Raw genomic sequence first — 24,337 nt, forward strand, 5'->3', positions numbered from 1 at the left:
CTCTCACACGGGCCGCCCGTTTTCCTTTTCCACTCCATTAGAAGCCGAGTCTGTTGCCATGCTGGACAAGACCTACCGTCCCGCCGAAGTCGAGCCGAAACATTATCAGCGCTGGGAGGAGGCGGGAGCCTTCGCCGCCGATGTCGAATCGACCCGGACGCCTTACACCATCATGATGCCGCCGCCGAACGTCACCGGCAGCCTGCATATGGGGCATGCGCTGACCTTCACGCTTCAGGACGCGCTGATCCGTCATCGCCGCATGACCAACCGCGACGCGTTGTGGCAGCCCGGCACCGATCATGCCGGTATCGCCACCCAGATGGTGGTCGAGCGGCGGCTGGAAGCCGAGAACATCTCGCGTCACGATCTGGGCCGCGATGAATTCATCCGCCGCGTCTGGGAATGGAAAGCGGAATCCGGCGGCACCATTACCACCCAGTTGCGTCGTCTGGGCGCGTCGCCCGATTGGGCGCGCGAACGCTTCACGATGGACGAGGGGCTGTCAAAGGCGGTGCGCAAGGTGTTCGTCACCCTGCATCGTCAGGGGCTGATCTATCGCGCCAAGCGGCTGGTCAATTGGGATCCCAAGCTGCACACCGCGATCTCGGACCTTGAGGTCGAGCAGCGCGAGATCAAGAGCCATATGTGGCACTTCAAGTACCCGGTCGAGGGGATGGAGGACACCTTCATCACCGTCGCCACCACCCGGCCGGAAACGATGCTGGGCGATTCGGCGGTCGCGGTCCATCCCGAGGACGAGCGTTATACCGCCCTGGTCGGTAAGATGGTGCGGCTGCCGATCGTCGGCCGCCTGATTCCGATCGTCGCCGACGAATATTCCGACCCGACCAAGGGCACCGGCGCGGTCAAGATCACGCCTGCCCACGATTTCAACGACTTCCAGGTCGGCGTCCGCCACAATCTGCCCCAGATCAACATCTTCGACCGTGATGCCCGCACCAATGAGGATGTGCCGGAAGCCTATCGCGGGCTCGACCGCTATGACGCCCGCAAGAAGGTGGTCGCCGAGATGGAGGAACTGGGGCTGCTCGACCGGATCGAGCCGCACACCCACATGGTGCCCTATGGCGATCGCTCCGGCGTCGTGATCGAACCGTGGCTGACCGATCAGTGGTTCGTCGATGCCGCCACCCTGGCCAAGCCCGCGATTGAGGCGGTCGAGAGCGGCAAGACCCGCTTTGTCCCCAAACATTGGGAAAACACCTATTTCGAGTGGATGCGCAACATCCAGCCCTGGTGCATCTCGCGTCAGATCTGGTGGGGCCATCAGGTCCCGGCGTGGTACGGCCCGGACGGAACTTTCTTTGTCGAAGAGAGTGAGGCCGAAGCCCTGGCCGCCGCGACTGCGCATTACGGCCATGCCGTCGAGCTGGTCCGCGATACCGACGTGCTCGACACCTGGTTCTCGTCGGCGCTGTGGCCGTTCTCGACCCTGGGCTGGCCCGACCAGACCCCGGAGCTGGCCCGCTATTATCCCGGCGATGTACTGGTGACCGGCTTTGACATCATCTTCTTTTGGGTCGCCCGGATGATGATGATGGGCCTGCATTTCATGGGTGATGTGCCGTTCCGCGACATCTACATCCATGCTCTGGTCCGCGACGAAAAGGGCCAGAAGATGAGCAAGTCCAAGGGCAACATCATTGATCCCCTGGTCTTGATCGAAAAGTTCGGCTGCGACGCGCTGCGCTTCACCTTGGCCGCGCTGGCGGCGCAGGGGCGCGACGTCAAGCTGTCGGAAAGCCGGGTCGAGGGCTATCGCAATTTCGCGACCAAGCTGTGGAACGCCGCCCGCTTCTGCCAGATGAACGAATGTTATCCGGTGGCGGGCTTTGATCCGAAGTCGGTGCGCGAAACCGTCAATCGCTGGATCGTGTCGAAGACCGCCGAGGCGGCCGACAAGGTCGGTGCCGCGCTCGAAACCTACCGGTTCGACGCCGCCGCTCTGGGGGCCTATCATTTCGTCTGGGGCACCTTCTGCGACTGGTATCTGGAATTCGCCAAGCCGATCCTGTCCGGCGCTGACGAGGCCGCCCGCGCCGAAACCCGCGCCACCGCCGCCTGGGTGCTCGACCAGATTCTGCACATCCTTCATCCGCTGATGCCGTTCATCACCGAGGAATTGTGGCAGCAGATCGCCACCCGCGACGGTGAACTGATGCTGCAAGCGTGGCCCGCCCTGGCCGGGCTGGAGGATGTCGCCGCCACGGCCGAGATGGATTGGGTGGTTCGGGTGGTTTCGACCGTCCGCACCGTCCGTTCCGAAATGAACGTGCCGCCTTCGGCTCAGGTCGATCTGCTGGTTGGCGGACTGGCCCCGGCCCGCGTCGGCTGGCTGTCCACTCATGGCGACCTGATCCGTCGTCTGGCCCGCTGCCGCTCGCTGGACGCGGTCGCGGCCGAGGCGTTGGACCAGCACCGCACCGGCTCGGCTCAGATGGTGGTTGACGAGGCGACCCTGGTGATGCCGCTGGGCGACATCATCGACATCGCCAAGGAACGTGCCCGTCTGTCCAAGGAACTGGGGCGGCTCGACGGCGAGATCGCCAAGGTCGATAAGAAGCTCGGCAATGCCGACTTCATTGCCCGTGCTCCCGAGGAGGTGGTGGCGGAACAGCGCGAGCGTCGCGCCGAATGGGCGGCTTCGGCCGACCGTCTGCGTCAGGCGTTGGCGTATCTGGGCGGGGTCTGATCCCCGCCGCAAGGGGAACGAGTCGCTCTGGCTCCGTCATTTGTGCTATCAAAGGTTGGAAGACTGTTCCGAGGGGGGACGGTAAAGCGGGATAGCCATGGCGGAGCTGGGCGAACGGTTCACCAGGGATTTGACGATCCGGTATATCGCGGTCCTCGCGGTGCTGGGCGTTCTCTCTGTTCTGTCGTTCGTCGGGCTGACCCGCAGCATCGCCAGTGCCGAGGACGGGCTGGCCCAGGTCAGCCTGTCGGGCAATCAGCGGATGCTGATCGAACGGATTGCCTTTGCCGCCAATCGTCTGGCGGTGACGTCCGAGGCCGAGCGTCCGACCGCTCAGGCTTTGCTGGCCGATAGTCTCGACCGCCTGGAAAGCCGCAAGCTGGCCCTGACCGAGGCGGCGCGGCAGCTCCCTTTATTATCCGGACGCGATATCGCCGACGGCCCGGCCCGGCAGGTCGATGCTGATTTGGCTCACTATCTGGCGCTGGGACGGACGGTGTTGGCCCGCTCGTCGGGGCTTGCTCCCGACGATCCCGGTCTGGCCGCTCTGTCCGCGGCGGCGGCGGGGCCGCTGCTTGAGGCGCTGGACGACCTCAACCTTCGTTTCCGTCAGGCCAGCGAGAACCGGATGCGCGAGCTGATGGTGCTGCACGGCGCGGCCTTGCTGGTGGCGATCGGGGTGTTGCTGGTCTCGGCTTTTGGTGTGTTCCATCCGATGGTCGAGCGGCTGCGCGCCGACTTTACCGAGCGGATGAACGTCGAAAGCGAACTGCGCGACAGCGAGGAACGGCTGCGTCGCATTCTGGAGGAAAGCCCGATCGGCGTCTCAGTGTCGCGCCGCCGTGACGGGCGTATTGTCTTTGCCAATGCCCGCTTCGCCGAAATCCTTGGCGCGCTGGCTCGCGAGAATTACGTCGACGAGACTCAGCGCCGCGCCGTGTTGGCTGAACTGCGCCGTCATGGACAGATCGACGGGGCCGAGGTCGAGTTCCGCCGCAAGGACGGTCAGCCGTTCTGGAGCCTGCTGACGATCCGGTCGACCGATTTCGAGCGTGAGCCGGTCAATCTGGCCTGGATTTACGACATCACCGAGCGCAAGGCGGCCGAGCAGCAGATTCTGCTGGCGGCCAAGGTGCTCGACACCCTGAACGAAGCGGTGATGATCACCGATGCCGCCAACCGGATCATTTTCGTCAATCCGGCCTTTAGCGCGATTACCGAATATTCGCGGACCGAGGCGGTGGGCAACAGCCCGGCCTTGCTCAATTCCGGCCGTCACGATGCCGCCTTCTACGAAGCGATGTGGGGAGAGTTGCTGTCGAAAGGATCGTGGTCGGGCGATATCTGGAACCGGCGCAAATCGGGCGAAGTGTTCGCGGTCGGGCTGTCGATCGTCGTTATCCGCGAAGGAAACGGGCTGATCAGCCATTATGTCGCGGTGTTTGCCGACATCACTCACCGCAAGGAGGACGAGGCACGGGTCTGGCGTCAGGCCAATTACGACGCCCTGACCGGGCTGCCCAATCGGTCGTTGTTTCGTGATCGCCTCAGTCAGGCGGTGCAGCAGGCCCGGCGCGACGGTAAATCCTTTGCGGTGATGTTCCTTGATCTCGACGGGTTCAAGGCGGTCAATGACCGGCTGGGTCATGCCGCGGGCGACCTGTTGCTCCAGCGTGCCTCGGACCGTCTGTCGGACTGTATGCGCGGCAGCGACACCCTGGCCCGGTTGGCCGGGGACGAGTTCGTGGTGATCCTGCACGGCATTCGCGGGCGCGAGGAACCGGCTCTGGTCGCACAGAAGCTGATCGAGCAACTGAGCTTGCCCTACGATCTTGATGGCTCCGTTGCCGAGGTGCGCGGCTCGGTCGGCATTGCCCTCTATCCCGACGATGCCGAGGACGAAGCCGGGCTGATCGCCCGGGCCGATCAGGCGATGTATGCGGTCAAGCGGCGCGGCAAGAACAGCTTTCTGTTCGCGAGCGATCTTGAGCCTGCCGCGCCGGTCGAAATATCCTGACGGCGCCCGCCGTTACGCCCCGACCGCCTCTACCAGCCGTCCCACCGCCGCGCGGAACATCTCAGGCGTTAACCGCCCGGTATTGGTGTTGTAGCGCGAGCAATGGTACGAATCGACCAGGACAAGCCCGTTGGGCAGGCGGTGCAGCGCCCCGTGAGCAAAGGGGTAGGCGGCGCGGCGCAGCCCCAGGGCGGACAGGCTCTGATCGTGCCCATGACGCCCCAGCGCCAGAATCCCGGCCAAAGCGGGCATCGCCGCGATTTCGGCGACGAGGAAAGGGCGACAGGCGGCAAGCTCTGCCGGTAACGGCTTGTTGGCGGGGGGGACGCAGCGGGCGGCGTTGGTAATCCGACAGCCGGTCAGGACAAAGCCGTCATCGACTCGCGCCCCATAGCATCCCTGCGCCAATCCGAATTCGGCCAGGGTGGGGTAGAGCAGGTCGCCAGCATAATCCCCCGTGAAGGGACGGCCGGTCCGATTGGCTCCCTTCAGACCGGGGGCCAATCCGACCACCAGAATCCGCGCCGACAGATCGCCAAACGAGGGGACCGGGGCATTGTGCCAATCGGGGTGAGCCTGGCGGCTGTCGGCCAGGAAGGCCGACAGACGGGGACAGAGCGGGCAATCGCGACCCGGAGCGTAGGCGTTGCTAGTCATTGCTGACGATGGCGGGGCGGTCTTCGCGATAGGACGAGGCGCGGGCGATCTGAGGCTCGAGATCCTGCAACTCAATGAAGATGTCGGCCTGTCGGCGCAGTTCGTCGGCGACCATCGGCGGCTGGGATCGGATGGTGCTGACCACGGTGACGCGGACGCCCTTGCGCTGGACCGCTTCGACGAGACGGCGGAAATCGCCATCGCCCGAGAACAGCACGACATGATCGAGATGGGGAGCCATCTCCATCACGTCGATCGCCAGTTCGATGTCCATGTTGCCTTTGATCTTCCGCCGACCCGTGGCGTCGGTAAACTCCTTGGTCGGCTTGGTGACCATGGTGAACCCGTTATAGTCGAGCCAGTCCACCAGGGGGCGGATCGGCGAGTATTCCTGGTCTTCCATCAGCGCCGTATAGTAAAAGGCGCGGATGAGGCGGCCTTCAGATGCAAAAAGCTGCAATAATTTTTTGTAGTCGATGTCAAAACCAAGTGAACGAGCGGCTGAATATAAATTCGAACCGTCAACAAACAGACCGATTCGCTCGGCTGCATAAAATTGCATCATATATCTCTCTTGATTAAAGAAAAGTCTTCGCGAAATTTGCGAACAAATAACAGGGTTAAAGTAGGCAGGGATGAGGTCTTCCGCAAGAGGCCTAACCGACGGCGGTGCTGTTCTACGACGAAAGCCTGGGGGGTGACGAGGCCGGGGTGTTGTTGTCTTGCCTCTTCCGTTTGTAGGTTATGTTGTGTTTTTTGTTGTTTTTACACCGATATGTAGTGTTCAGGGGTGGCGCCACAGAAAGGCCGAGGGTGGGGAGGTGCGGCCTAGGTGCTTTCCACATAGGCCCTAATCGTTAAGGGGCGAACGCCGCATCGCCTTGATTTCCCCGCGCAAAGACTTGCCGTTCAGTCGCCGGGTCTTCGAGCCCAGGGTTGGCCGGGTGGGGCGGCGGGGCACCGGAGGCGGCACCGCGTCGCGGATCAGCGCCACCAATCGATCAAGAGCATCGCGGCGGTTCGCCTCCTGGGTTCGGTGGCACTGGGCCAGGATCATCAGCACGCCGTCACGATTGATCCGCCGCCCGCCCAATCGTTCCAGCCGTTCCTTGACTGCTTCGGGCAGGGATGGCGAGTTGCGGACGTCAAAGCGCAATCGCACCGCCGAGGACAGGGTGTTGACGTTCTGCCCACCCGGGCCAGAGGCGCGCTGATAGCTTTCTTCGATTTCGCTCTCGGCGATGGCAATGCGGTCGGTGATCGGGATCATGGTGCCGAAGTGGTACGGCAAGTTCCGTGCCGAGGGAAGCGGGAAAGAACGGCGTGCCGGGTTGTGACAATTTGTGACGGGTGATATTGCCGCTTAACGTGTCTGTCGTTGCGTCGGAACGATGTGGTATCAATTTGAAAAATTGATCGTTTTCTCGCGATCCGGACCCTGGCGGCATGGAGAAAATGAATGAAGATCACGATTAAGGAAGGGGAATCCGGTCTCAACGTCCATCTGGACGGGGTTCTCGACTTTTCCGCCAGCCATGAATTCAAGCAATTGGTACTACGTTTGGCGGCGGGGCGGAGCAAAACTCTGACGTTCGATCTAGCTCGGGTGTCTAGGATCGATTCGGTTGGGCTGGGCCTGCTCCATATCGCTCGCGAGGAACTGGGCGGCGAGGACTGTCGTGTCCGCCTGCTTTCGCCTCAAAGTGGGGTGATGCGGATGCTGGAACTGACCGAGGCGGGCAGCGATTTCGACATCGTGCCCTGACCATCGGTCGATCTGCGCCCGGCTATTCCGGTCAGGCCAGTTCGAACACCGCTTCGATTTCAACGGCGGCATTCAACGGCAATGAGGCAACGCCGACGGCGGCGCGGGAGTGGCGTCCGGCATCGCCCAGAACCTCGACCATCAGGTCAGACGCGCCATTAACGATCTTGGGCTGGTCGGTAAAATCGGGCGTGCTGGCAACGAAGCCGCCCAACCGGACCAGACGAATCACCCGATCAAGATCGCCCCCGGCGGCGGCGCGGGCCTGGGCCAGCAAATTGATTGCGCACTGACGGGCCGCTTTTTGGCCATCCTCAAGGCTGACATCGGCCCCAAGGCGGCCGGTAACGGTGACCTTGCCATCGACCAGCGGCAATTGACCCGACACGAACACCAGCGATCCGCTGATGACGTAAGGAAGGTAATTCGCCACGGAAGCGGCCGGGGTGGGCAGGACCAACCCCAATTCGGCGAGGCGGGAATCGACGCGTCCGGTCATGATCCGATTTCTCCTGGAAATGAAGTGGTTGGATCATACCAAGTTTTGGCGCGCGGGGGGCATTGAGAGGTGGACTCTTCCATTTCAGGCAATGTCCAAGCCTATCCTGATCCACGTCGATCTCGGGTTTCGTCTTCGCGGCATAATCATCTTGGGAGCCGTGACTGCGATTGAACCGGGGGGAGTGTCATGGTTCAATCGGTCTCGTTGAATGCAAAGGTCGGACGAAGAATGCGTGCCAGAATCGGTCTGTGGGGATTGGCGTTGGGGCTGTGGGCGATTGCTGTTCCGCCCCAGGCTGTTGCCCGCGATCTCACCGTTGGGGTGGAGGCGATCGATTACAGCCCGATTTATGCTTGGCGGGATGGGCAATTTGTCGGTGCCGCGCGGGAAATTCTGGATGCCTTTGCTCAGGCGAACGGGCACCGGCTGATCTTTCGGCCCCTGCCGGTCAAGCGGTTGCTGGCCGAATTGATCCATGGCGGCATTGATCTGAAATTCCCCGACAGCCCGGATTGGCAGCCGGCGGTTCGCCTAGGGGCGACCCTGTCTTATTCCGCTCCGGTGTTCGCCTATATCGATGGCACCGTGGTCCGGAGCGATCGGGTCGGGCAGGGGGCCGAGGCGGTGCGAACGCTGGGAACTGTTGCCGGATTTACCCCGTTTTCCTGGAAAAGCCGGGTCGAGGTCGGCTCGGTCGAGCTGAAGGAAAATCCCGGTTTCGAGCCGCTGTTGCGTCAGGTTCTGGCCGGGCGAATCGACGGAGCCTACGTCAATGTCGCCGTAGCACATCACATGGCGGCCAGTCTGCCCGGTGGCCAGGGCGGCCTGAGCTACGATCCTGATCTTCCCCACATTTCGGACTCGTATCGGCTGTCGTCGCGGGTTGCGCCCGAAATCGTTGCCGAATTCGATGCTTGGCTGGCGGCCAACCAAGGGGTGGTTGCCGCGATTGTCGCCCGCACCGGGGCCGAAGCAGGGCTGAAGGGCGCGCGCTAACCGCATCGTCCGTGCGGCAGATGCCCGATCTTTAATCTGTCTGCACTCGCGCAAACAAAAAAAGCGCCCGATGTCGAGAGACAGGGGCGGATTTGACATGTCATCCGTCAGCGCGGCAAAACAGGAAGAAACAGGGTCGTCGCCCGCGCACCGGCCGAAGAATCGGCCAGCGCGCGGGAGAGGGCAGATCAGCGCGGAGCGATCACCATTACCATCTGGCGCCCTTCCATCTTGGGCACCTGCTCGACTTTGCCGAGGGTTTCGAGATCGTCGCGGACCTGTTCCAGCAGCTTCATGCCGATGTCCTGGTGGGCCAGTTCACGGCCACGAAAGCGCATGGTCACCTTGACCTTATCACCTTCTTCAAGGAACTTCTTCATGCTCCGCATCTTGACGCCGTAATCGTTCTCGTCAATGTTGGGGCGAAGTTTGATTTCCTTGACTTCGATGACTTTCTGCTTCTTGCGCGCTTCGTTCTTCTTCTTCTGGGCTTCGTACTTAAACTTTCCGAAGTCGAGAATCTTACAGACGGGCGGATCGGCGTTGGGAGAGACCTCGACGAGGTCGAGCCCAGCTTCCTCGGCCATCAGCAAGCCTTCGCGCAGGGTGACGACACCGATCATCTCACCGTCGGCGCCCACCAGACGGATGGAACGCACATCGATTTCACGATTGACGCGAGGCCCGTCGGATCTGGGCGGCGTCTGCATGGGCGGTCTAGCTATAGAACACTCTCCATCGATTTGAGTATACAAAACGGTCGGAGCACGCAAAGCGGCCCGACCTACCTCTGTTGGTTCGCCCGCCGGTCAGACGGGCGGAGCGGATTCTTTCGCCAGTGTAGCCACTGCCTGATCCAGCGCAACAATTTCTTGGTCGCTTCCGCCTAAACGGCGAATGGCGACGGCACGATTTTCGGCCTCGCGCTTGCCGACCACCAGCAGAACCGGCACTTTGGCGACCGAATGTTCGCGAACCTTATAATTGATTTTTTCGTTACGAAGATCGAGTTCGGCGCGCAACCCGGCGGCGCGCAAGGCGGCCTGGACCTCGCGGGCATAATCATCGGCGTCGGACACGATGGTGGTGACCACCACCTGGACCGGAGCCAGCCACAAGGGGAAGCGCCCCGAGAAGTTCTCGATCAGAATGCCGATGAAGCGCTCGAACGAGCCGAGAATGGCCCGGTGCAACATCACCGGACGCTTCTTGCTGCCGTCCTCGGCGACATAGGCGGCGTCGAGACGCTCGGGCAATACGAAATCGACCTGAAGGGTGCCGCACTGCCAGTCGCGCCCGATCGCGTCGCGCAGGACGAATTCCAGCTTGGGGCCATAGAAGGCGCCTTCACCCGGATTGAGCACGGTTTCCAGTCCGGCGGCGCGGGCTGCCTCCAGCAGGGCGCTCTCGGCCTTGTCCCAGGTTTCATCGGACCCGGCCCGTTTGGCCGGACGGTCCGAGAACTTGACCCGCACGTCGGTGAAGCCGAAATCCTGATAGACCTCCTTCAGGAGGTGACAGAAGGCGACGGTTTCCGAGGTGATCTGGTCTTCGGTGCAGAAGATGTGGGCGTCGTCCTGGGTAAAGGCGCGGACCCGCATGATCCCGTGCAGCGCACCCGACGGTTCGTAGCGGTGGCACGAGCCGAACTCGGCCATGCGCAGCGGCAGGTCGCGGTAGCTCTTGATCCCCTGACGGAAAATCTGGACGTGGCAGGGGCAGTTCATCGGCTTCACCGCCAGATGACGATCATCCTGGGTGGTGATGGTGAACATGCTTTCGGAGAATTTATCGGCGTGGCCCGAGGCCTCCCACAGCGAGAAATCGACCAGCTGCGGAGTCTTGACCTCCTGGTAATCGTTGGCTTCGAGCCGACGGCGCATATAGGACTCGACCGCCCGCCACAGCCACCCAGCCCTTCTTGTGCCAGAACACCGAACCGGCGGCCTCTTCCTGCTGGTGGAACAGGTCCATCTCGCGGCCGAGGCGGCGGTGATCGCGCTTCTCCGCCTCTTCCAGCATGTGGAGGTAGGAATCCAGCTCCTTCTTGTCGAACCAGGCGGTGCCGTAAATGCGCTGAAGCATCTCGTTGCGCGAATCGCCGCGCCAATAGGCTCCGGCCAGCTTCATCAGCTTGAACGCCTTGCCGAGCTTGCCGGTCGAGGGCAGGTGCGGCCCCCGGCACAGATCGATGAAATTGCCCTGGCGGTACAGGCTGATGGTCTGACCGGCGGGAATCGCCGCGATCAGCTCGGCCTTGTACTTTTCGCCCATGCCGAGGAAGAAGGCGACCGCCTCGTCACGGTCCCATTCCTCGCGGGTGATCGCTTCGTTGCGATCGACGATCTCGGCCATCCGCGCCTCGATCTTGGTCAGATCGTCGGGGGTGAACGGAGTCGGGCGGGCAAAATCGTAATAAAAACCGTTCTCGATCGACGGGCCGATCGTGACCTGGGTCTCGGGATACAGTTCCTTGACCGCCTCGGCCATGATGTGGGCGGCGTCGTGGCGCAGCAGGTCAAGCGCCTCGGCCCCGCTCTTCGCGGTGAGGATCGAAACCTGCGCATCGGATTCGATCACGGTCGACAGGTCGCGCGGGGTGCCGTCGATAGTGATGCCCAGGGCCGCCTTGGCGAGTCCAGTGCCGATGTCCCGCGCCAGATCAAGGCCGGAAATCGGGGAATCGAACCGACGGACCGAACCGTCGGGCAAGGTGATGGCGACCATGGAAATTCTCTTTCGACCAGTCAGGTACGGACAGGGGGACGGAGTCTACGGCGAAACCGCCGCAAGTCAAGGAAAGCCGCAGGATTTGCACGCCTGCCAGAGGTGGGCGATACGGTTGGTGCGAATTTACGCTGGCGGGAACGCATTTCCTATGTTAGATGCTGTCCCGCCCCGCCTCGGAGCCCCGTTGGCGGAATTGGTAGACGCACCGCACTCAAAATGCGGCGACCTTCGGTCGTGCTGGTTCGACTCCGGCACGGGGCACCATCCAAAGCGGGGCGGGTTGATCTTTGTCCAAAAATGTCTCACTGGCGGCTTCTAAGCTCGCCGTGAGACGTTTTCGGCTTTTTCCTGTTTCCGACGCGCTGGGGCTGGGCTGATCCGCAACGTGTGGACGCGGCAGGACCGGCTCGCCTCGGATACTCCCTTCGATACCTCATAAGGTTGATGTGCTGTCGCGTCGTGCGCTGCTCAAGGATGTGTCGTGCTCACCACCGCGTCGAATACCGTGATGTGATCCTTCACGAAGTCGGCGCGAAGATGCATGGTGTCGGCGAACTTGGGCTTCCCATCGGCAAAAAAGACCGAGCAGCGAGGGCCGGTTCCGCAGATATCGTCGAACGGGTCGAGCGTTTCCGCTCCTGTTCTGGCTGCGATTTCGCGCAAGCGGGTGGCGATTGTCTTTCTGTTGATCTTGAGTGTTTCGGTTGAAACCCCGTCCTGGCTTTCTGGGTCGATTGAGTAGCCGGTCATGGTTCGAGACACGATGCTCTGTGGGTCGAATTTTCCGTGCGTTGGTGACGGCAGGATCAGGTAGACCTTGCGACCTGGGCGCTGAAGCTCTCGAACAAAATCTTCGATATTGGCGTATTCAGCTTCGATGGCTTCAGGGAGGTGCCCCGGGATTTCCTTGCCATCACGGGAAACCATAAGGCCAGACCCCTGATATCCCGCCCACGAGGCCCCAAGAACGATGGTTCCAATGTTGTTGTCGTTGACGGTTTTGCGGATGATATCGTGCATTTCATTGCAATGGGCAAACCAGCCCGTCTTGATAATTCCAGGAAATGGGGGGCAGCTAGCCCCGGCGACAAAGAAAACTTTTGACGACAGGCGCTTCTCGTCAAAAATCTTTTGTATTCTCGGGGCGTAGTGCAGCAACAAGCTGTCACCCGCGAACAAGACGGATTGGGAGCCTGTGCCCATTTCCGTAATAATCATCTCGTTGTAATGGGTGACCTTCATTCCGGGCGTCGTGTTGAAGACCTTTTCGCCGAAGGCCTGATTGATCGCCTGCATGTTGAGATTCGATCCGGCGCTAGAGCCCGGTCCCTCTCCCTTGTTCAGCCAGAGGGCGAGTCCCGCTCCTCCCATGCCAACGACAAGGCCAACCAGAACGGCTGCCGTCATGCCTTTGTGTTTTATGAGGCCATAGCGAATCGGCTTCTCGACAAAGGCGTAGGTCGCCCAGGCAAGGATCAGGCTGGCGACGACCAGAGCGACGGGCACCCAGGTCTGGGGCGCAGAGAAGATGATCCTTTGGTACGACAGTAACGGCCAGTGCCACAAATACAGTGGATAGCTGATCAGTCCAATAAACACCAACGGGGGCAGGGATAACAATCTTCGGTTGACGAAGGTGTGGGGGCCGGCGGCGATAACCATCGCCGTGCCCAGGGTGGGCAGCAAGGCCCACCACCCCGGAAAGTGAAACCTGCCCCTGAATTTATAAGCGCAGGCGATGATGAGGATCAGGCCTAGCGCGGAGCCGATTTCGCGGACTGGTACAGAAGAAAGCCGCGCTTTCAAGGTGTTGGAGGAATCTGAGCACCAGGTTCCGCCAAAGGCAACGGCGGCACCAACCATTAATTCCCAGAATCTAGAAATGGGAAGAAAGTAATCCCCGGAAGGGTCTCGGATTGATAAGACAATGTTTGCCACGAAGGACAAGGTGAATACGGAAATTAAAATAAATAATAATTTAATTCGAAAATGAGCGGCAAGCACCAGGGCGGCAGGCCATAAAAGGTAAAATTGTTCTTCAACGCCAAGAGACCAGAGATGAAGAAGTGGTTTTAATGTCGCGCTCTTCTCAAAATAACCAGATTCCAGCCAAAAAAATATGTTCGCGATGAATCCTGCCCCGCCAACGATATGCTTGCCTAGAGCTTCCCGCTCACTTGGCAGAAGCACAACGAAGCTGTAGGTGAGCGTCGCAGCCAGAACCAGAAACAATGCGGGGAAAATTCGACGTACACGGTTGCTGTAGAACCGAATGAAAGAAAATCGATCTTGCCGGATATCTCGAATGATAATGCTTGAAATCAAATAGCCAGATATAACGAAAAACACATCGACACCAATGAAGCCACCTCTGACGTGGCCGTCAAAGGCGTGGTGGATGACAACGCTTAATACGGCTATCGCTCGGAGTCCGTCGATATCTCTGCGATAGTATTCATTGATTGTTTTCAAGCGAAGATCTGGCCCTTCATGGCTTTATTGCTGCCGTGACGGGGGAAAATATACCGTTTTTTGAATGGTTGAAAGCCGGTTTTGCTCTTCCGGGGGCACAGGGAGACTGGTGAGAGTTTGGTGGATATGTGGCAAAGCCTCCTCCCTCCCCCAAAAAAGCCGAGGGTGAAACAGGCTTCGTCCCCGCCGATGTGCCCCCTCTCCAGAGAAGTCTCCGAAGAGGGGGGACGGTTATTGAAAGACGATGGCCGTTGCCGTCAGGTGGTTGCTACTGGTTTCGAGATAGCCGCCTTTTGTTTCGACGATCTCGATGATCGCATCGGCTCCGGCAAGACATGCCTGTTTCTTGAGATCAGGGAGCAAATCGTCAAAGGACGGCTGTAGGAAGTAGGTCGCTTCCCGATGGACATCGAGCCGGGCCACCTTGATGAACGGGCGGGACGGCGGGGCAGTCCGGAACACCTCAACGGAGCAGTTTGGCGCACGGGACTGACGAGGCAAGTCTCCCATCGGCTGCATTCGAGATTGCGATGAGGCGCATCCTGCGAGCAGCGATGCGCCAATGATGACAAGCGCCGAGAGCCGAACGCTCATTACTGCCTCGAAAGGCTGGAGCGCATCGCGTCGATGACCTCGTCATCCCAGTTCTTCTGACCGACGATTCCGACCAGAGACTTTTCGGTTTCGACCTTGGCGGTCGTCTTGCTCGCGCTTACCGGCAGGATCCACACCCCGACCGTCTCGCCGCCGGACCCAACAAACAGCCCGACTTTGCGCGGCCGGAATCCTTCGACATAGGTGGGATCGGATTTCTGGATATCGAACCCCGTCACGCTGAGGGCATTGACCGCAGCCTTCTGAACAGCGGCAGCGGGATAGTCGAACGAGACATTGGTGGCCGAACTTCCACCAGAGGGGGCCGAGGCGCAGCCCGCGAGTGACAGCATCCCAAAGGCCAGAATGACACTGTATTTCATCGTTGGGTCCCTAATGTCCGAAGTTTAGGGTTTCCCTTATAGCGTGCCATTGTGTGGTGGGCAACATTACCAATGGCAATAGGTTAAACACAGGATAATTCCTAAAAATAGATGCAATTTGTGATTAATCTGCCCGATCGGGAGGCTTGGCGCGGCTTCCATCGGCGGTGATCTTCTTTTCTGACAACTCATCCCAGATCATTGTCAGCTGGTCGTTTGACCATGTCGTGCTTGGGTTTTCTTTGGCGGTAGGGGGGCGTCACGCGAGGAAAGGGCGGCCGCGATGGCGACTCTCCATCCCCAAATTGTCATCCGTTGATGCGCGGTCGCGCCGTTCTGGTTGGCGTCTCGATGTTCCATGCGCGAGGGATCTCGAAATACAGGTCCGACGACAAACCTGGTTCAAGTGAATGCGAACAGATCTGCGTCGGGGTCCCTGCGACCGCGAACCGTCGCCCCTACAATCTGGCTTGCGAGCGCGGAGAACGTGATTCCGTTGCCGCCCAATCCCATTACCGCATGGCAATTGGGCATGTCCGGAATGGCACCAATCAAAGGCATGCTCGTTGTACTATGCCCAAACGCTCCGGCCCATGCATAGTCGATCTCGAAATGGATATTTGGCAACAATACCTTTAATTTTCGGGTTAACGTGCGACCTTTTTCTTTCAGAATGATCGGATCGCTTTGGCGATCCGCTGATGCTTCGTCCTCACCGCCCATGATGATCCGCCCGTCCGTCGTGGTCCGAACATAAAGGTACGGATCGGAGGCTTCCCAAAGGAGGTGCTTGGAGAGCCACTCCGGCATATCGCCGATCGGTTTGCTGGCCAGCGCCCAGGTCGAGATGATCTTGGCTCGATTGGTCGGCACCCCCTTCGGAAAAGCGTAACCGCAGCAAAAAACGATATGCCGCGCGCGCACCTCGAAGCCTGATCCGTTGACAAGGGTCACATGGTCTCCGCCCTGCATAATTCCTGTGACTTCCTCTGGTGCGAACAGGTGCGCTCCTCGTTTGATGGCGCGACGCAGCAACCCCGCCGCCAGTTGAGCCGGGTCGGCGCTCGCCGATCCCTGAGACAGGATGGCGCCGGAACGCTCGATCGCAAAACGCTCCCGCAATTCGTCTTTCCGCAGAAAAACGCTGTCCAGGCCGATATTCGTCCGCAATTTAGCTTCTGACTTGAGTGCGCGAGCGCCATAAGCATCACCTGCCAGGTACAGTGAGGCTTTCGGCGTGAGCCGACACGCGATTCGTTCAAGCCGAACGATGTCGATCAGGTCATTCACCACCCGTCGCGAGCGTTGATAGACGCGCGAGGCATCCGCGAGACCGATCTGTTCCGCAAGGGCCAAGGCGGGCGAATCCAATTCCCATTGCAACATCGCGGTCGACGCGATCGTGCTGCCCAGCAGCGGCGCGTTGCACTCCAATACCGCGACGTGAAAATCATGCGACAAATCGTAGGCCATGAAGGCACCGCTGATCCCCGCACCGATCACCACCACATCAACGTCAAGCGGTTGAGACAGCCGCTTTGATGGCAAGCTCAGACCGGGGCTGTCCGCCCATAGAGATCGGCCGGTGCGGAGGTGCGGGTGGGCGGTGGCTCCCCGCATCTTACGGGGCTGGTCGTGCGTCTCCTCCGACACGGCGACAGTCCTATCCCTAGCCCATTGTTCGCACTGTGGGTTCCCGCTGCCATACGCGACCGTGCGAGGCGGCTTTCGTGAAGCTCGTCATCTTGGAGTGCGACAAATCGATCATGCCGGGATCGTCGGCAAGATGGGGGCCGGTGAGGCCAGCCTTGGCGAACAGGGGAGCGGTGCCGGAACTGAAGGCGATCACTTTCAGGTGAGCATAGCCGTCCCGCAGCCAGTTTGCCGGCGCGACCTCTTCCGCCAAGTGGGCCCCGCCTTGCGCGGAGAGGAGGAGGATCAGCGCGTCGAACAAAATGGAAGATCCGCCATCGATGCGATGATCCGCGGCCAAGACGTGACCGTCGCTTAACGTCACGCCGCCGATTTTCGACGCGATGAATTCAACCTTGGCCCCAGCCTTTTTACAGGCGGCCTTTAGTTCGAGGACGAGCGTGGCATCGGCACCGTCACTGATCATACACCCGACCTTGCGACCGTGCAGGGTCGGGGTGGCCTTGGCGAGCATGCTGAGCATCGGCGACGGCGCGGTGCTCTTTGCCTCAACCGGGGCAACGGCTGGCGTGATCTGTCCGTTCATGCCGAGCCCGCTCGCAACCCGCCCGGCCATGACGCTGTCGATATGGACGAGGCGAGATAGCACGGCGTCCCGGACTCGGGGCAGGATGCACTTGCTCAGTTCGAACACCAGAGCCGCCACAATGTGGTTCTGTTCCGGTTCGGTCTGGCTTTCAAAGAACATCCGCGCCTGCGTGTAATGATCGGCGAAGCTCTCCGGACGTACTCGCAACTGGTCGCCGACCTCCGGGTTGGGAAAGGTGCGGTAGCCCTGGCCGGACGTCTCGTGTGGTGCCGCCGGGTCAAGGCTCGACGGCTCATAGTTCACCTGGCCTTTTGGCGCGGACATCTGCATGTGTCCGTCGCGTTGCAGATTTTGGAACGGGCATTTCGGCTGATTGATCGGGATCTGATGCGAATTGGGACCGCCCAACCGCTTGAGCTGCGTATCCTGATACGAGAAGAGACGTCCCTGGAGCAGGGGGTCGTTCGTGAAGTCTATTCCCGGTACGACGTTGGCTGCGCAAAAGGCGACCTGTTCCGTTTCCGAGAAGAAGTTATCGGGATTGCGATCGAGGACCATGCGGCCCACCCGCCGAAGCGGAACCAACTCTTCCGGCACAAGTTTGGTGGGGTCAAGGACGTCGAAGTCAAAGCCATCGGCTTCAGCCTGAGTGAAGGCTTGGACCGAAAGCTCCCATTCGGGAAAATCGCCCCCCTCTATGGCTTCCCAAAGGTCGCGGCGGTGGAAGTCCGGGTCGGCACCGTTGATTTTTACGGCCTCGTCCCAGACGACCGAAGCCATCCCGTGCTGCGGACGCCAATGCCATTTGACGAATGTGCTTCGGCCCTCGGCGTCAACCAGCCTGAACGTGTGGATTCCGAACCCTTCCATCATCCGTAAACTGCGCGGGATCGCCCGGTCCGACATGATCCACATGATCATGTGCATGCTCTCGGGCGTCAGCGAGATGTAGTCCCAGAATGTGTCGTGGGCGGTGGCGGCCTGTGGAAACTCACGGTCGGGGTCTTGTTTGGCCGCATGGATCAGATCGGGAAACTTGATGGCGTCCTGAATGAAGAACACCGGCATATTGTTGCCGACGAGGTCGAAGTTTCCCTCGTGAGTATAGAACTTGACGGCGAAACCGCGGACGTCGCGCGCGAGGTCGGCCGAGCCTTTACTGCCAGCAACCGTCGAAAAACGCGCAAACAGCGGAATCCTGTCACCGGCGCGCTGAAGAAAATCCGCGCTCGTCAAATCGGATAAAGAGTCCAGGCACTCGAAATAGCCATGGGCGCCAGAGCCGCGGGCGTGAACGACGCGCTCTGGGATGCGTTCGTGATCGAAATGGGTGATTTTCTCGCGCAGAATAAAGTCCTGCAACAGAACCGGCCCCCGCGCGTCGACTTTTAGGGAATTCTGATTGTCGCTGATCGGAACACCCTGGTTCGTCGTCAACTGAGTATACGGATCCGTGCCCTGCTGGTGAATTTCTCCACCTTTGCCAATCGTTGACGGACACGGGGCGTGGGGCGCATTCGATGGTGTGGTCAGAGGGGGGACGGCCATCAGAGATCCTTTCCCGTTTGGACTCAAACTCCAATCGCTTCGACTGGGGTGTGCCGTGTCGCTTACCGTGTCACGCCGATAGACTCCGGTTCGACGTTGCCCAGGGTCTCCGCGGCACCGCTATTGCGTCGGAAATGTCAGCGGCCGCCGGTTGGAAACCGGCGGCCGGAGTCCCGGGCAGGACACGGCCTACTTGCTTGCCTTGTGGGCAGCATCCTTGGCCTTGCCAACAGCTTCCTTGGCAGACCCTGCGAGCTTGTCGGCAGCCCCTTCGGCTTGGAGCTTGTCGCTCCCGACAATTTTCCCGAGGCCCTGTTTGACCGCGCCGACACCCTTTTGGGCCGCGCCTTCGATGCCTTCTTTGCTCATGGCTCTTCTCCTAAAGTCTCGTCGAGGTGATATCGCCGTCCAGCCGAAGCGATCTGCCGCTTACTTGGCGTTGGACTTGCTGCTGGATTCAGACGGCTTACTCTTTGATTCGCCGGACTTGCTCTGAGATTCGCTGGACTTTCCCTGAGACTCGCCGGACTTGCCCTTGGCGGCACTCGACTTTTCATGCGCGTCGCTCGAAAGCTTGTGCGCTGCCGTTGAGTGCTCGTGTGCTTCCTCGGCATGTTTAGCGGTTGCGGCCGAATCGCCCTTTTCATGTTGATCGGCGGCGGACCGGTGGGACTTTGCCGCCTGGTCGTGATGATCTGCGGCTTTCTTATGAGTCGAAGCAGGCATGTTTATTTCCTTAATTGAGCGGCATTGCTGCGCGGTTCCAAGAATCCACTCGCGAGGACCTTGGGTCGGGGGGGATCGTGATCGAGGAGTGCTGTGTTAAAGCAGCGCTTGATCCGCAACATCTGTCCTCTGATCGTTGACCTTCACCCTTTGTCGCGGACGAAACGAGCCCCGGAATCTACCCATTTATTTCATATGAATAAATTTATGAGGTGTACGATGTCGAAATTACATTAATTTTTGTGATGTTATTCGCGCATAATTAAATTATATGGGTATGTTCCGACATTTGTATTTTATTTTGATTTGTGTGATGATTTTTAACATCAGGTCGATGTGTAAGTTGTTTTATAATTTTGAGTTTATTTTTATTGAAAATAATCTGTATTTTTAGTTTTGTAACTTATAATTATTTAACTCATCGCTTTGGCTTAATAAGGCAGATGAAATCACCGATCACTAAGGTCATGAGCGGATCATTTTTGATCTGAATGGCTTGGTGTTACCTGTCGATAAAGTCCTGAGTGGGCTTTTTCGTTCGGTCCAAACTGGTTTTTTCTTTAGCGCAACGATCGAACCAATTTGGCGTCGTCCTTCTAATCATCAGGAGTTTTGACATGTCCATGTCATCCCTAAAAGATGCGGTCTCCTTGCTCAAGGCCGATCACCGCAAGGTCGAGGCACTCTTTGAACAGTTCGAATCATCCAAGGACAACAGCAAGAAAAAAGGCTTGGCTTTGCAGATATGTATGGAGCTGACGCTCCACACTAAAATTGAAGAAGATGTTTTTTATCCGGCCTGTGAAGGTTCCGTTGAGGAGGATTTGCTCAAGGAAGCATATGTCGAGCATGATGCCGCCAAGGTGCTGATCGCCGAGATCGAGGCGGGAAATCCGTCCGACAGCTTTTATGACGCGAAGGTCAAGGTGCTTTCGGAAGAGATCGCCCACCACGTCAAGGAAGAGGAGCAGCGCGTCGACGGAATGTTCGCTCAGGCTCGCAAGGCCGGACTCGATATGGATATGCTCGGCGACAAGATGGCTGCCGAAAAAATCCGTTTGATGGCGATGTATAAAGCTGGCGGTATGCAGGCGCCGATGACCCCCACGCTGACGGCCTCGGCGATTGGCCGCTCTGCCCATGAATGATCCCGGCAACAGGCGCAGATCCGCCCGCTTCTGCCGAGGGGCAATATAACCGGTGAATTCATTGACCGGTGGGGAATGGGGGCGGCCGTGATGGCCGCCCTTTCGTTTCGGTTAATGGCACATCAGGCAATGGATCGGGGCGCGGTCGATCACATGGCGCGTTACGCCGCCCAGGATCAACTGGCGCAGGCGGGAATGGGTATAGGCCCCCATCACCAGCAGATCGGCGCCACTGGTGGTGGCTTGGCGCAACAATTCGGCAGCGGCCTGCGAGGTCGGGGCCTGTGACACCAGGGTCGTGGCATTGATCCCGTTCCAGGCCAGATAGGCGGCCAGTTCGCCCGCCGGTGCCCCGACCGCGCCATAGGTGTGCTCGGCGACGGTGAGGATGGTGACGGACTCGGCCTCGCGCAGGAATGGCATCGCCCAGGCGACGGCGCTGCTGGCTTCGGCGCTGCCGTTCCAGGCGATCGCGACCTTGCGCCCGAACGGGACCGGCGGCCGGGCCGGACACAGCAGCAGCGGGCGACCAGCGGTCAGCAGAGCCGCGTTCAGCGTCGTCATCGCCGGGATTTCCTCGTCACCGGCGGGATGGCCGCAGACGATCAGATCGGACAGCCTGCCGCGCCGGACCACCTCGTCCTCTTCACGGCCGGTCAGATCAATCCATTCCGCCGACGGGCCGGGAACCGGAGTCTGCGCCAGCGGCGTCTCAAAGCGCCCCCGAGCCTCTTCGAATGACTGACGGGCGGTTTCGGCCCGCTTGGCCGCCTGGGTTTCGGCCAGCGCGATCATCTCGTCGACCATCGCGGCCGACAATCCTTCACCGATCAGCGGCACCGCCAGCGCCGGATCGGTGCGGACGTGCAGCGCGGTGACATGGCTGCCAAAGCGTTGCCCCAGGCCAAGCGCGGCGTCGAGCACTCCCGCTGTGGTCCCGGCATCGCCGACGGGCACCAGAATGTTTCGGAACGCGGACATCTTAGCCTCCCCGATAATCGTCGAGGGGGCATTATGCGCCGGAGCGGCAGCGATGCAAATTCGCCATCGCCGCAAGAGTGGTATTACAAACCGAGGGAGGCGCGGGCAGCGGCCAGGGTGGCAGGCTTGTCCTGGCCGCTGTCGATCCGGGTCCAGGTGATCGTCCCGGTCGGATAGGCGAGTTGGCGGCGCAGCACCTCGGGCGTTGCGTCGGAGACGTCGGCGCGCCGGGCCAGAATCCGGGCGGCGGCGATGTCGGGATCGACCTCCAGCCAGAATCCGGCAAAGGGCAGGGCGGCGGCGCTGGCCACCGCTTCGATCGCGGCGCGCTGCTCGGGCCGGGCGAACACCGCGTCGGCGATTACCGGCAGACCGGCGGCCAGCAGGCGGGCGCAGGTTTCGTACATCGTCTGGTAGGTGCGTTCGGTCACCGCCTCGTCATAGCCCTCCGGCCCCAGCCGATGGTCGGGGGCGACGCCCTGCAATTGCTTGCGGATAGCATCGCTGCGCACCACCACCGCGCCCGGCACGCCGAGCAGCGGGGCGAGATCGCGGCCCAGCCGGGACTTGCCGCTGCCGGACAATCCCCCCACCGCGAGCAGACGCGGCGGCGGCGGGGTCAGATAGGCGCGGGCGGCGGTCAGGTAGCGGCGCGCTTCGGCGCCCTGGCGCTCCCTCACCGCGTCATCCCCGTTCGCGGCGGCGGCGGTGCCCAGCACCAGGGCGCGGACGGCGGCTCGCAGGGAGAGGAACAGGGGCAGGGTGACGATTCCGTCATAATCCCCGGTCCGGTCGAGAGTGCGGTTCATCACTCGACAGGCCAGATCGCGCCGCCCGCGATGGTCCAGGTCCATCAGCAGGAACGCGAGGTCGTACAGCAGGTCGATGCAGGAATAGTCTTCGGAAAACTCGATCGCGTCGAACAGGGTGGGGCGGCCATCGACCAGACAGATATTGCCGAGATGAAGATCACCGTGACAGGCGCGAACCAGTCCGCTTTCGCGCCGCGCCTCCAGCAACGGCGACAGCCGCTCCAGCGCATTCCGGGTCGCGCTGTCCAGCGCCTCGATCTCGGCCGGGTCGAGGATCGCCGGAGAGGCGGCCAGCAAGGCGGCGCGGTTGCTGTCGACCACCCGGGCAATTCCGTCCCGGCCTCCCTTGTCCGAGCGGATCGGGGCGGCGGCGTGACAGGCGGCGACCGCATCGGTCAGGCCGTCGATCAGATCGGTATCAAGCCTGCCCGCGTCGGACAGGCGGTCGAACAGGGTGGATTGGTCGAAGCGGCGCATCGCCACCACCCACTCCTCCACCGGACCGGCTCCGTCGAAGGCAAGGCTTCCGTCCGCCTCGCGGGTGATCGCGATCAGCCCGAGATAGAGATCGGGCGCGGTACGGCGGTTGATCGTCACCTCGGCCTCGCAGGCGGCTTGACGCGCCACCAGGGTCGAAAAGTCGAGGAACGACAGGCGCACCGCTTTCTTCAGCTTGAAGACGCGATCGCCTGCCAGGAACAGGGTGGAGATATGGGTGTCGATCCGCTCGACTGCCTCGCCGCCATGACTGGCCGGATCGGCGAGAAAGCCGATCGCCGCCTGTTGCGACGGGGCGTCCATTGCGGTTAGAGCCGGGGCAGGGTGACGCCGCGCTGGCCCTGATACTTGCCCGAGCGGTCGCCATACGAGGTCTCGCACGCCGAATCACCCTTCAGGAAGATGAACTGGCAGGCGCCTTCATTGGCGTAAATCCGCGCCGGAAGCGGGGTGGTGTTGGAGAATTCCAGCGTCACATGACCCTCCCACTCGGGTTCGAGCGGGGTGACATTGACGATGATGCCGCAGCGGGCATAGGTCGATTTGCCCAGGCAGATCACCAGAACATCGCGGGGAATGCGGAAATATTCGACGGTGCGGGCCAACGCAAAGCTGTTGGGCGGGATCACGCAGACGTCGGTGTCGCGGTCGACGAAGCTGGCGGACGAAAAGTCCTTGGGATCGACGATCGCCGAATTGACGTTGGTGAAAATCTTGAATTCGCGGCTGACCCGGGCGTCATAGCCGTAAGACGACAGGCCATACGAGATCACGCCGTCGCGCTGAAGCTTTTCGGTGAAGGGTTCGATCATGCCGGCGCTTTTGGCCTGCTCTCGAATCCAGCTGTCGGGCATCACGGACATGACGGACGTTCCCTATCCTTCGAAGTACGGCAGAGCGATAACATTCGCCCGGTCAAACGGCAAGAGGGCGGCCGAACCCGATCAGGTCCAGCCGCCTTCATTCCTCCGGGCGGGTCACCGCCCCAAGGATCAACCGGCGATCTCGTCGTCCTCGACGGTCTCGTCGACGATCTCTTCGATCTCGTCCTCGGCCTCGATCTCTTCGATCTCGGCACCGGCAGCGGCGGCACGCTCGGCTTCTTCCTGCGAGCGGGCGACGTTGATGGTGACGATCACGGCGACTTCCGGATGCAGCGACACGCGGACGGCATAGCGGCCGAGGGTCTTGATCGGGTTGTCGAGATTGACCTGACGGCGCTCGATGGTGTAGCCGGCAGCCTTGATCGCGTCGGCGACGTCCTTGCCGCTGACCGAACCGTACAACTGACCGCTTTCACCGGCCTGACGAACCATCAGGACGCTGAGGCCGGTCATCTTGTCGGCGACGGCCTGGGCTTCGTCACGACGCTTGAGGTTCAGGGCCTCAAGCTGGACGCGCTGCTTTTCGAAGAAGACCAGATTGGCCTTGGAGGCGCGCAAAGCCTTCTTCTGCGGCAGCAGAAAATTGCGGGCAAAGCCGGGCTTGACGTTGACGACGTCGCCCATCTGGCCCAGCTTCTCGATGCGTTCGAGCAGGATGACTTCCAT

At 60.7% G+C, this 24,337-nt stretch carries 21 protein-coding genes, 1 tRNA gene and 1 pseudogene; 6 read left to right on the forward strand and 17 right to left on the reverse strand.

Annotation, left to right across the window (positions count from 1 at the left end):
* Positions 1–58 precede the first annotated feature (58 nt).
* Both K678_RS04060 and K678_RS04065 read left to right on the forward strand, forming a co-directional pair.
* Positions 59–2,716: a valine--tRNA ligase gene (locus tag K678_RS04060; RefSeq protein ID WP_021131189.1), complete on the forward strand. Its 2,658-nt coding sequence runs from the start codon at positions 59–61 to the stop codon at positions 2,714–2,716.
* 97 nt (positions 2,717–2,813) lie between these two features.
* Positions 2,814–4,733: a diguanylate cyclase domain-containing protein gene (locus tag K678_RS04065; RefSeq protein WP_021131190.1), complete on the forward strand. Its 1,920-nt coding sequence runs from the start codon at positions 2,814–2,816 to the stop codon at positions 4,731–4,733.
* Between the two features lie 12 nt (positions 4,734–4,745).
* Here K678_RS04065 and K678_RS04070 read toward each other — a convergent pair whose 3' ends face one another.
* The 3 genes from K678_RS04070 to arfB form a co-directional block, all read right to left on the reverse strand.
* Positions 4,746–5,390: a uracil-DNA glycosylase gene (locus tag K678_RS04070; protein WP_021131191.1), complete on the reverse strand. Its 645-nt coding sequence runs from the start codon at positions 5,388–5,390 to the stop codon at positions 4,746–4,748.
* Complete coding sequence (locus K678_RS04075) at positions 5,383–5,952, reverse strand: LabA-like NYN domain-containing protein (protein WP_021131192.1); 570 nt, start codon at positions 5,950–5,952, stop codon at positions 5,383–5,385. The genes K678_RS04070 and K678_RS04075 overlap by 8 nt, the downstream gene beginning before the upstream one ends.
* A 288-nt stretch (positions 5,953–6,240) precedes the next feature.
* Complete coding sequence (gene arfB / locus K678_RS04080; protein WP_021131193.1) at positions 6,241–6,681, reverse strand: alternative ribosome rescue aminoacyl-tRNA hydrolase ArfB; 441 nt, start codon at positions 6,679–6,681, stop codon at positions 6,241–6,243.
* A 168-nt stretch (positions 6,682–6,849) separates the two neighbouring features.
* On the opposite strand from arfB, the gene K678_RS04085 reads away from it, so the two are divergent.
* The gene (locus tag K678_RS04085; RefSeq protein ID WP_021131194.1) at positions 6,850–7,155 is read left to right on the forward strand and encodes an STAS domain-containing protein; all 306 of its coding nucleotides are present in this window, start codon (positions 6,850–6,852) and stop codon (positions 7,153–7,155) included.
* Between the two features lie 31 nt (positions 7,156–7,186).
* Here the strand turns inward: K678_RS04085 and K678_RS04090 are convergent, their stop codons facing one another.
* Positions 7,187–7,654 carry a RidA family protein gene (locus tag K678_RS04090; RefSeq protein WP_021131195.1) on the reverse strand — a complete coding sequence of 156 codons (468 nt, stop codon included), beginning with the start codon at positions 7,652–7,654 and terminating at the stop codon, positions 7,187–7,189.
* A 231-nt stretch (positions 7,655–7,885) separates the two neighbouring features.
* Here K678_RS04090 and K678_RS04100 point away from each other — a divergent pair, with 231 nt between their 5' ends.
* Complete coding sequence (locus K678_RS04100) at positions 7,886–8,653, forward strand: substrate-binding periplasmic protein (RefSeq protein WP_021131197.1); 768 nt, start codon at positions 7,886–7,888, stop codon at positions 8,651–8,653.
* 188 nt (positions 8,654–8,841) lie between these two features.
* Here the strand turns inward: K678_RS04100 and infC are convergent, their stop codons facing one another.
* On the reverse strand, positions 8,842–9,363 hold the full coding sequence (gene infC, locus K678_RS04105; protein WP_021131198.1) for a translation initiation factor IF-3: 522 nt from the start codon (positions 9,361–9,363) through the stop codon (positions 8,842–8,844).
* A gap of 99 nt (positions 9,364–9,462) precedes the next feature.
* A pseudogene (gene thrS / locus K678_RS04110) lies at positions 9,463–11,380 on the reverse strand (threonine--tRNA ligase).
* A gap of 181 nt (positions 11,381–11,561) precedes the next feature.
* Here thrS and K678_RS04115 point away from each other — a divergent pair.
* Positions 11,562–11,647: transfer RNA gene (locus K678_RS04115), tRNA-Leu, on the forward strand.
* 204 nt (positions 11,648–11,851) lie between these two features.
* Here K678_RS04115 and K678_RS04120 read toward each other — a convergent pair.
* The 7 genes from K678_RS04120 to K678_RS18955 all read right to left on the reverse strand — a co-directional run bounded on the left by K678_RS04120 (position 11,852) and on the right by K678_RS18955 (position 19,348).
* Positions 11,852–13,855 carry an acyltransferase family protein gene (locus K678_RS04120; protein WP_021131199.1) on the reverse strand — a complete coding sequence of 668 codons (2,004 nt, stop codon included), beginning with the start codon at positions 13,853–13,855 and terminating at the stop codon, positions 11,852–11,854.
* 231 nt (positions 13,856–14,086) lie between these two features.
* On the reverse strand, positions 14,087–14,449 hold the full coding sequence (locus K678_RS18515) for a hypothetical protein (RefSeq protein WP_155804445.1): 363 nt from the start codon (positions 14,447–14,449) through the stop codon (positions 14,087–14,089).
* Positions 14,449–14,832, reverse strand: coding sequence for a hypothetical protein (locus K678_RS04130; RefSeq protein WP_021131201.1), 384 nt, complete (start codon positions 14,830–14,832; stop codon positions 14,449–14,451). Before K678_RS04130 ends, K678_RS18515 begins: the two co-directional genes overlap by 1 nt.
* Positions 14,833–15,234: 402 nt before the next feature.
* Positions 15,235–16,485 (reverse strand): NAD(P)/FAD-dependent oxidoreductase, encoded by a 1,251-nt coding sequence (locus K678_RS04135; RefSeq protein WP_155804447.1) that lies wholly within the window; start codon positions 16,483–16,485, stop codon positions 15,235–15,237.
* 16 nt (positions 16,486–16,501) lie between these two features.
* The gene (locus tag K678_RS04140; RefSeq protein ID WP_021131203.1) at positions 16,502–18,511 is read right to left on the reverse strand and encodes a catalase; all 2,010 of its coding nucleotides are present in this window, start codon (positions 18,509–18,511) and stop codon (positions 16,502–16,504) included.
* 300 nt (positions 18,512–18,811) lie between these two features.
* Positions 18,812–18,991, reverse strand: a complete 180-nt coding sequence (locus K678_RS04145) for a CsbD family protein (protein WP_021131204.1) — start codon at positions 18,989–18,991, stop codon at positions 18,812–18,814.
* Positions 18,992–19,051: 60 nt separating this feature from the next.
* Entirely contained in the window at positions 19,052–19,348 is a 297-nt protein-coding gene (locus K678_RS18955; RefSeq protein ID WP_021131205.1) for a hypothetical protein, read from the reverse strand.
* A gap of 617 nt (positions 19,349–19,965) precedes the next feature.
* Here K678_RS18955 and K678_RS04150 point away from each other — a divergent pair.
* The gene (locus K678_RS04150) at positions 19,966–20,496 is read left to right on the forward strand and encodes a hemerythrin domain-containing protein (RefSeq protein WP_039852012.1); all 531 of its coding nucleotides are present in this window, start codon (positions 19,966–19,968) and stop codon (positions 20,494–20,496) included.
* A gap of 111 nt (positions 20,497–20,607) precedes the next feature.
* On the opposite strand, the gene K678_RS04155 is transcribed toward K678_RS04150, so the two are convergent.
* The 4 genes from K678_RS04155 to rplI form a co-directional block, all read right to left on the reverse strand.
* Complete coding sequence (locus tag K678_RS04155; protein WP_021131207.1) at positions 20,608–21,477, reverse strand: universal stress protein; 870 nt, start codon at positions 21,475–21,477, stop codon at positions 20,608–20,610.
* A gap of 83 nt (positions 21,478–21,560) precedes the next feature.
* Positions 21,561–23,090, reverse strand: coding sequence for a bifunctional aminoglycoside phosphotransferase/ATP-binding protein (locus K678_RS04160; protein WP_021131208.1), 1,530 nt, complete (start codon positions 23,088–23,090; stop codon positions 21,561–21,563).
* A gap of 5 nt (positions 23,091–23,095) precedes the next feature.
* Positions 23,096–23,650: a dCTP deaminase gene (gene dcd, locus K678_RS04165; RefSeq protein ID WP_021131209.1), complete on the reverse strand. Its 555-nt coding sequence runs from the start codon at positions 23,648–23,650 to the stop codon at positions 23,096–23,098.
* A gap of 129 nt (positions 23,651–23,779) precedes the next feature.
* Complete coding sequence (gene rplI, locus K678_RS04170; RefSeq protein WP_021131210.1) at positions 23,780–24,337, reverse strand: 50S ribosomal protein L9; 558 nt, start codon at positions 24,335–24,337, stop codon at positions 23,780–23,782.

Origin of the sequence: Magnetospirillum fulvum MGU-K5 (assembly GCF_000442515.1) — a bacterium.
GTDB classification, from domain to species: Bacteria; Pseudomonadota; Alphaproteobacteria; order Rhodospirillales; family Magnetospirillaceae; genus Phaeospirillum; species Phaeospirillum fulvum_B.

Bases quoted from the DNA above. Each gene is read 5' to 3' on its own strand.
- K678_RS18515 (WP_155804445.1), bottom strand. From the start codon at position 14,449: ATGAGCGTTCGGCTCTCGGCGCTTGTCATCATTGGCGCATCGCTGCTC.
- dcd (WP_021131209.1), bottom strand. From the start codon at position 23,650: ATGTCCGTGATGCCCGACAGCTGGATTCGAGAGCAGGCCAAAAGCGCC.
- K678_RS04160 (WP_021131208.1), bottom strand. From the start codon at position 23,090: ATGGACGCCCCGTCGCAACAGGCGGCGATCGGCTTTCTCGCCGATCCG.
- K678_RS04100 (WP_021131197.1), top strand. From the start codon at position 7,886: ATGCGTGCCAGAATCGGTCTGTGGGGATTGGCGTTGGGGCTGTGGGCG.
- K678_RS04130 (WP_021131201.1), bottom strand. From the start codon at position 14,832: ATGAAATACAGTGTCATTCTGGCCTTTGGGATGCTGTCACTCGCGGGC.
- K678_RS04085 (WP_021131194.1), top strand. From the start codon at position 6,850: ATGAAGATCACGATTAAGGAAGGGGAATCCGGTCTCAACGTCCATCTG.
- K678_RS18955 (WP_021131205.1), bottom strand. From the start codon at position 19,348: ATGCCTGCTTCGACTCATAAGAAAGCCGCAGATCATCACGACCAGGCG.
- rplI (WP_021131210.1), bottom strand. From the start codon at position 24,337: ATGGAAGTCATCCTGCTCGAACGCATCGAGAAGCTGGGCCAGATGGGC.
- K678_RS04075 (WP_021131192.1), bottom strand. From the start codon at position 5,952: ATGCAATTTTATGCAGCCGAGCGAATCGGTCTGTTTGTTGACGGTTCG.
- infC (WP_021131198.1), bottom strand. From the start codon at position 9,363: ATGCAGACGCCGCCCAGATCCGACGGGCCTCGCGTCAATCGTGAAATC.
- K678_RS04155 (WP_021131207.1), bottom strand. From the start codon at position 21,477: ATGTCCGCGTTCCGAAACATTCTGGTGCCCGTCGGCGATGCCGGGACC.
- K678_RS04065 (WP_021131190.1), top strand. From the start codon at position 2,814: ATGGCGGAGCTGGGCGAACGGTTCACCAGGGATTTGACGATCCGGTAT.
- K678_RS04060 (WP_021131189.1), top strand. From the start codon at position 59: ATGCTGGACAAGACCTACCGTCCCGCCGAAGTCGAGCCGAAACATTAT.
- K678_RS04090 (WP_021131195.1), bottom strand. From the start codon at position 7,654: ATGACCGGACGCGTCGATTCCCGCCTCGCCGAATTGGGGTTGGTCCTG.
- K678_RS04150 (WP_039852012.1), top strand. From the start codon at position 19,966: ATGTCCATGTCATCCCTAAAAGATGCGGTCTCCTTGCTCAAGGCCGAT.
- K678_RS04145 (WP_021131204.1), bottom strand. From the start codon at position 18,991: ATGAGCAAAGAAGGCATCGAAGGCGCGGCCCAAAAGGGTGTCGGCGCG.
- K678_RS04070 (WP_021131191.1), bottom strand. From the start codon at position 5,390: ATGACTAGCAACGCCTACGCTCCGGGTCGCGATTGCCCGCTCTGTCCC.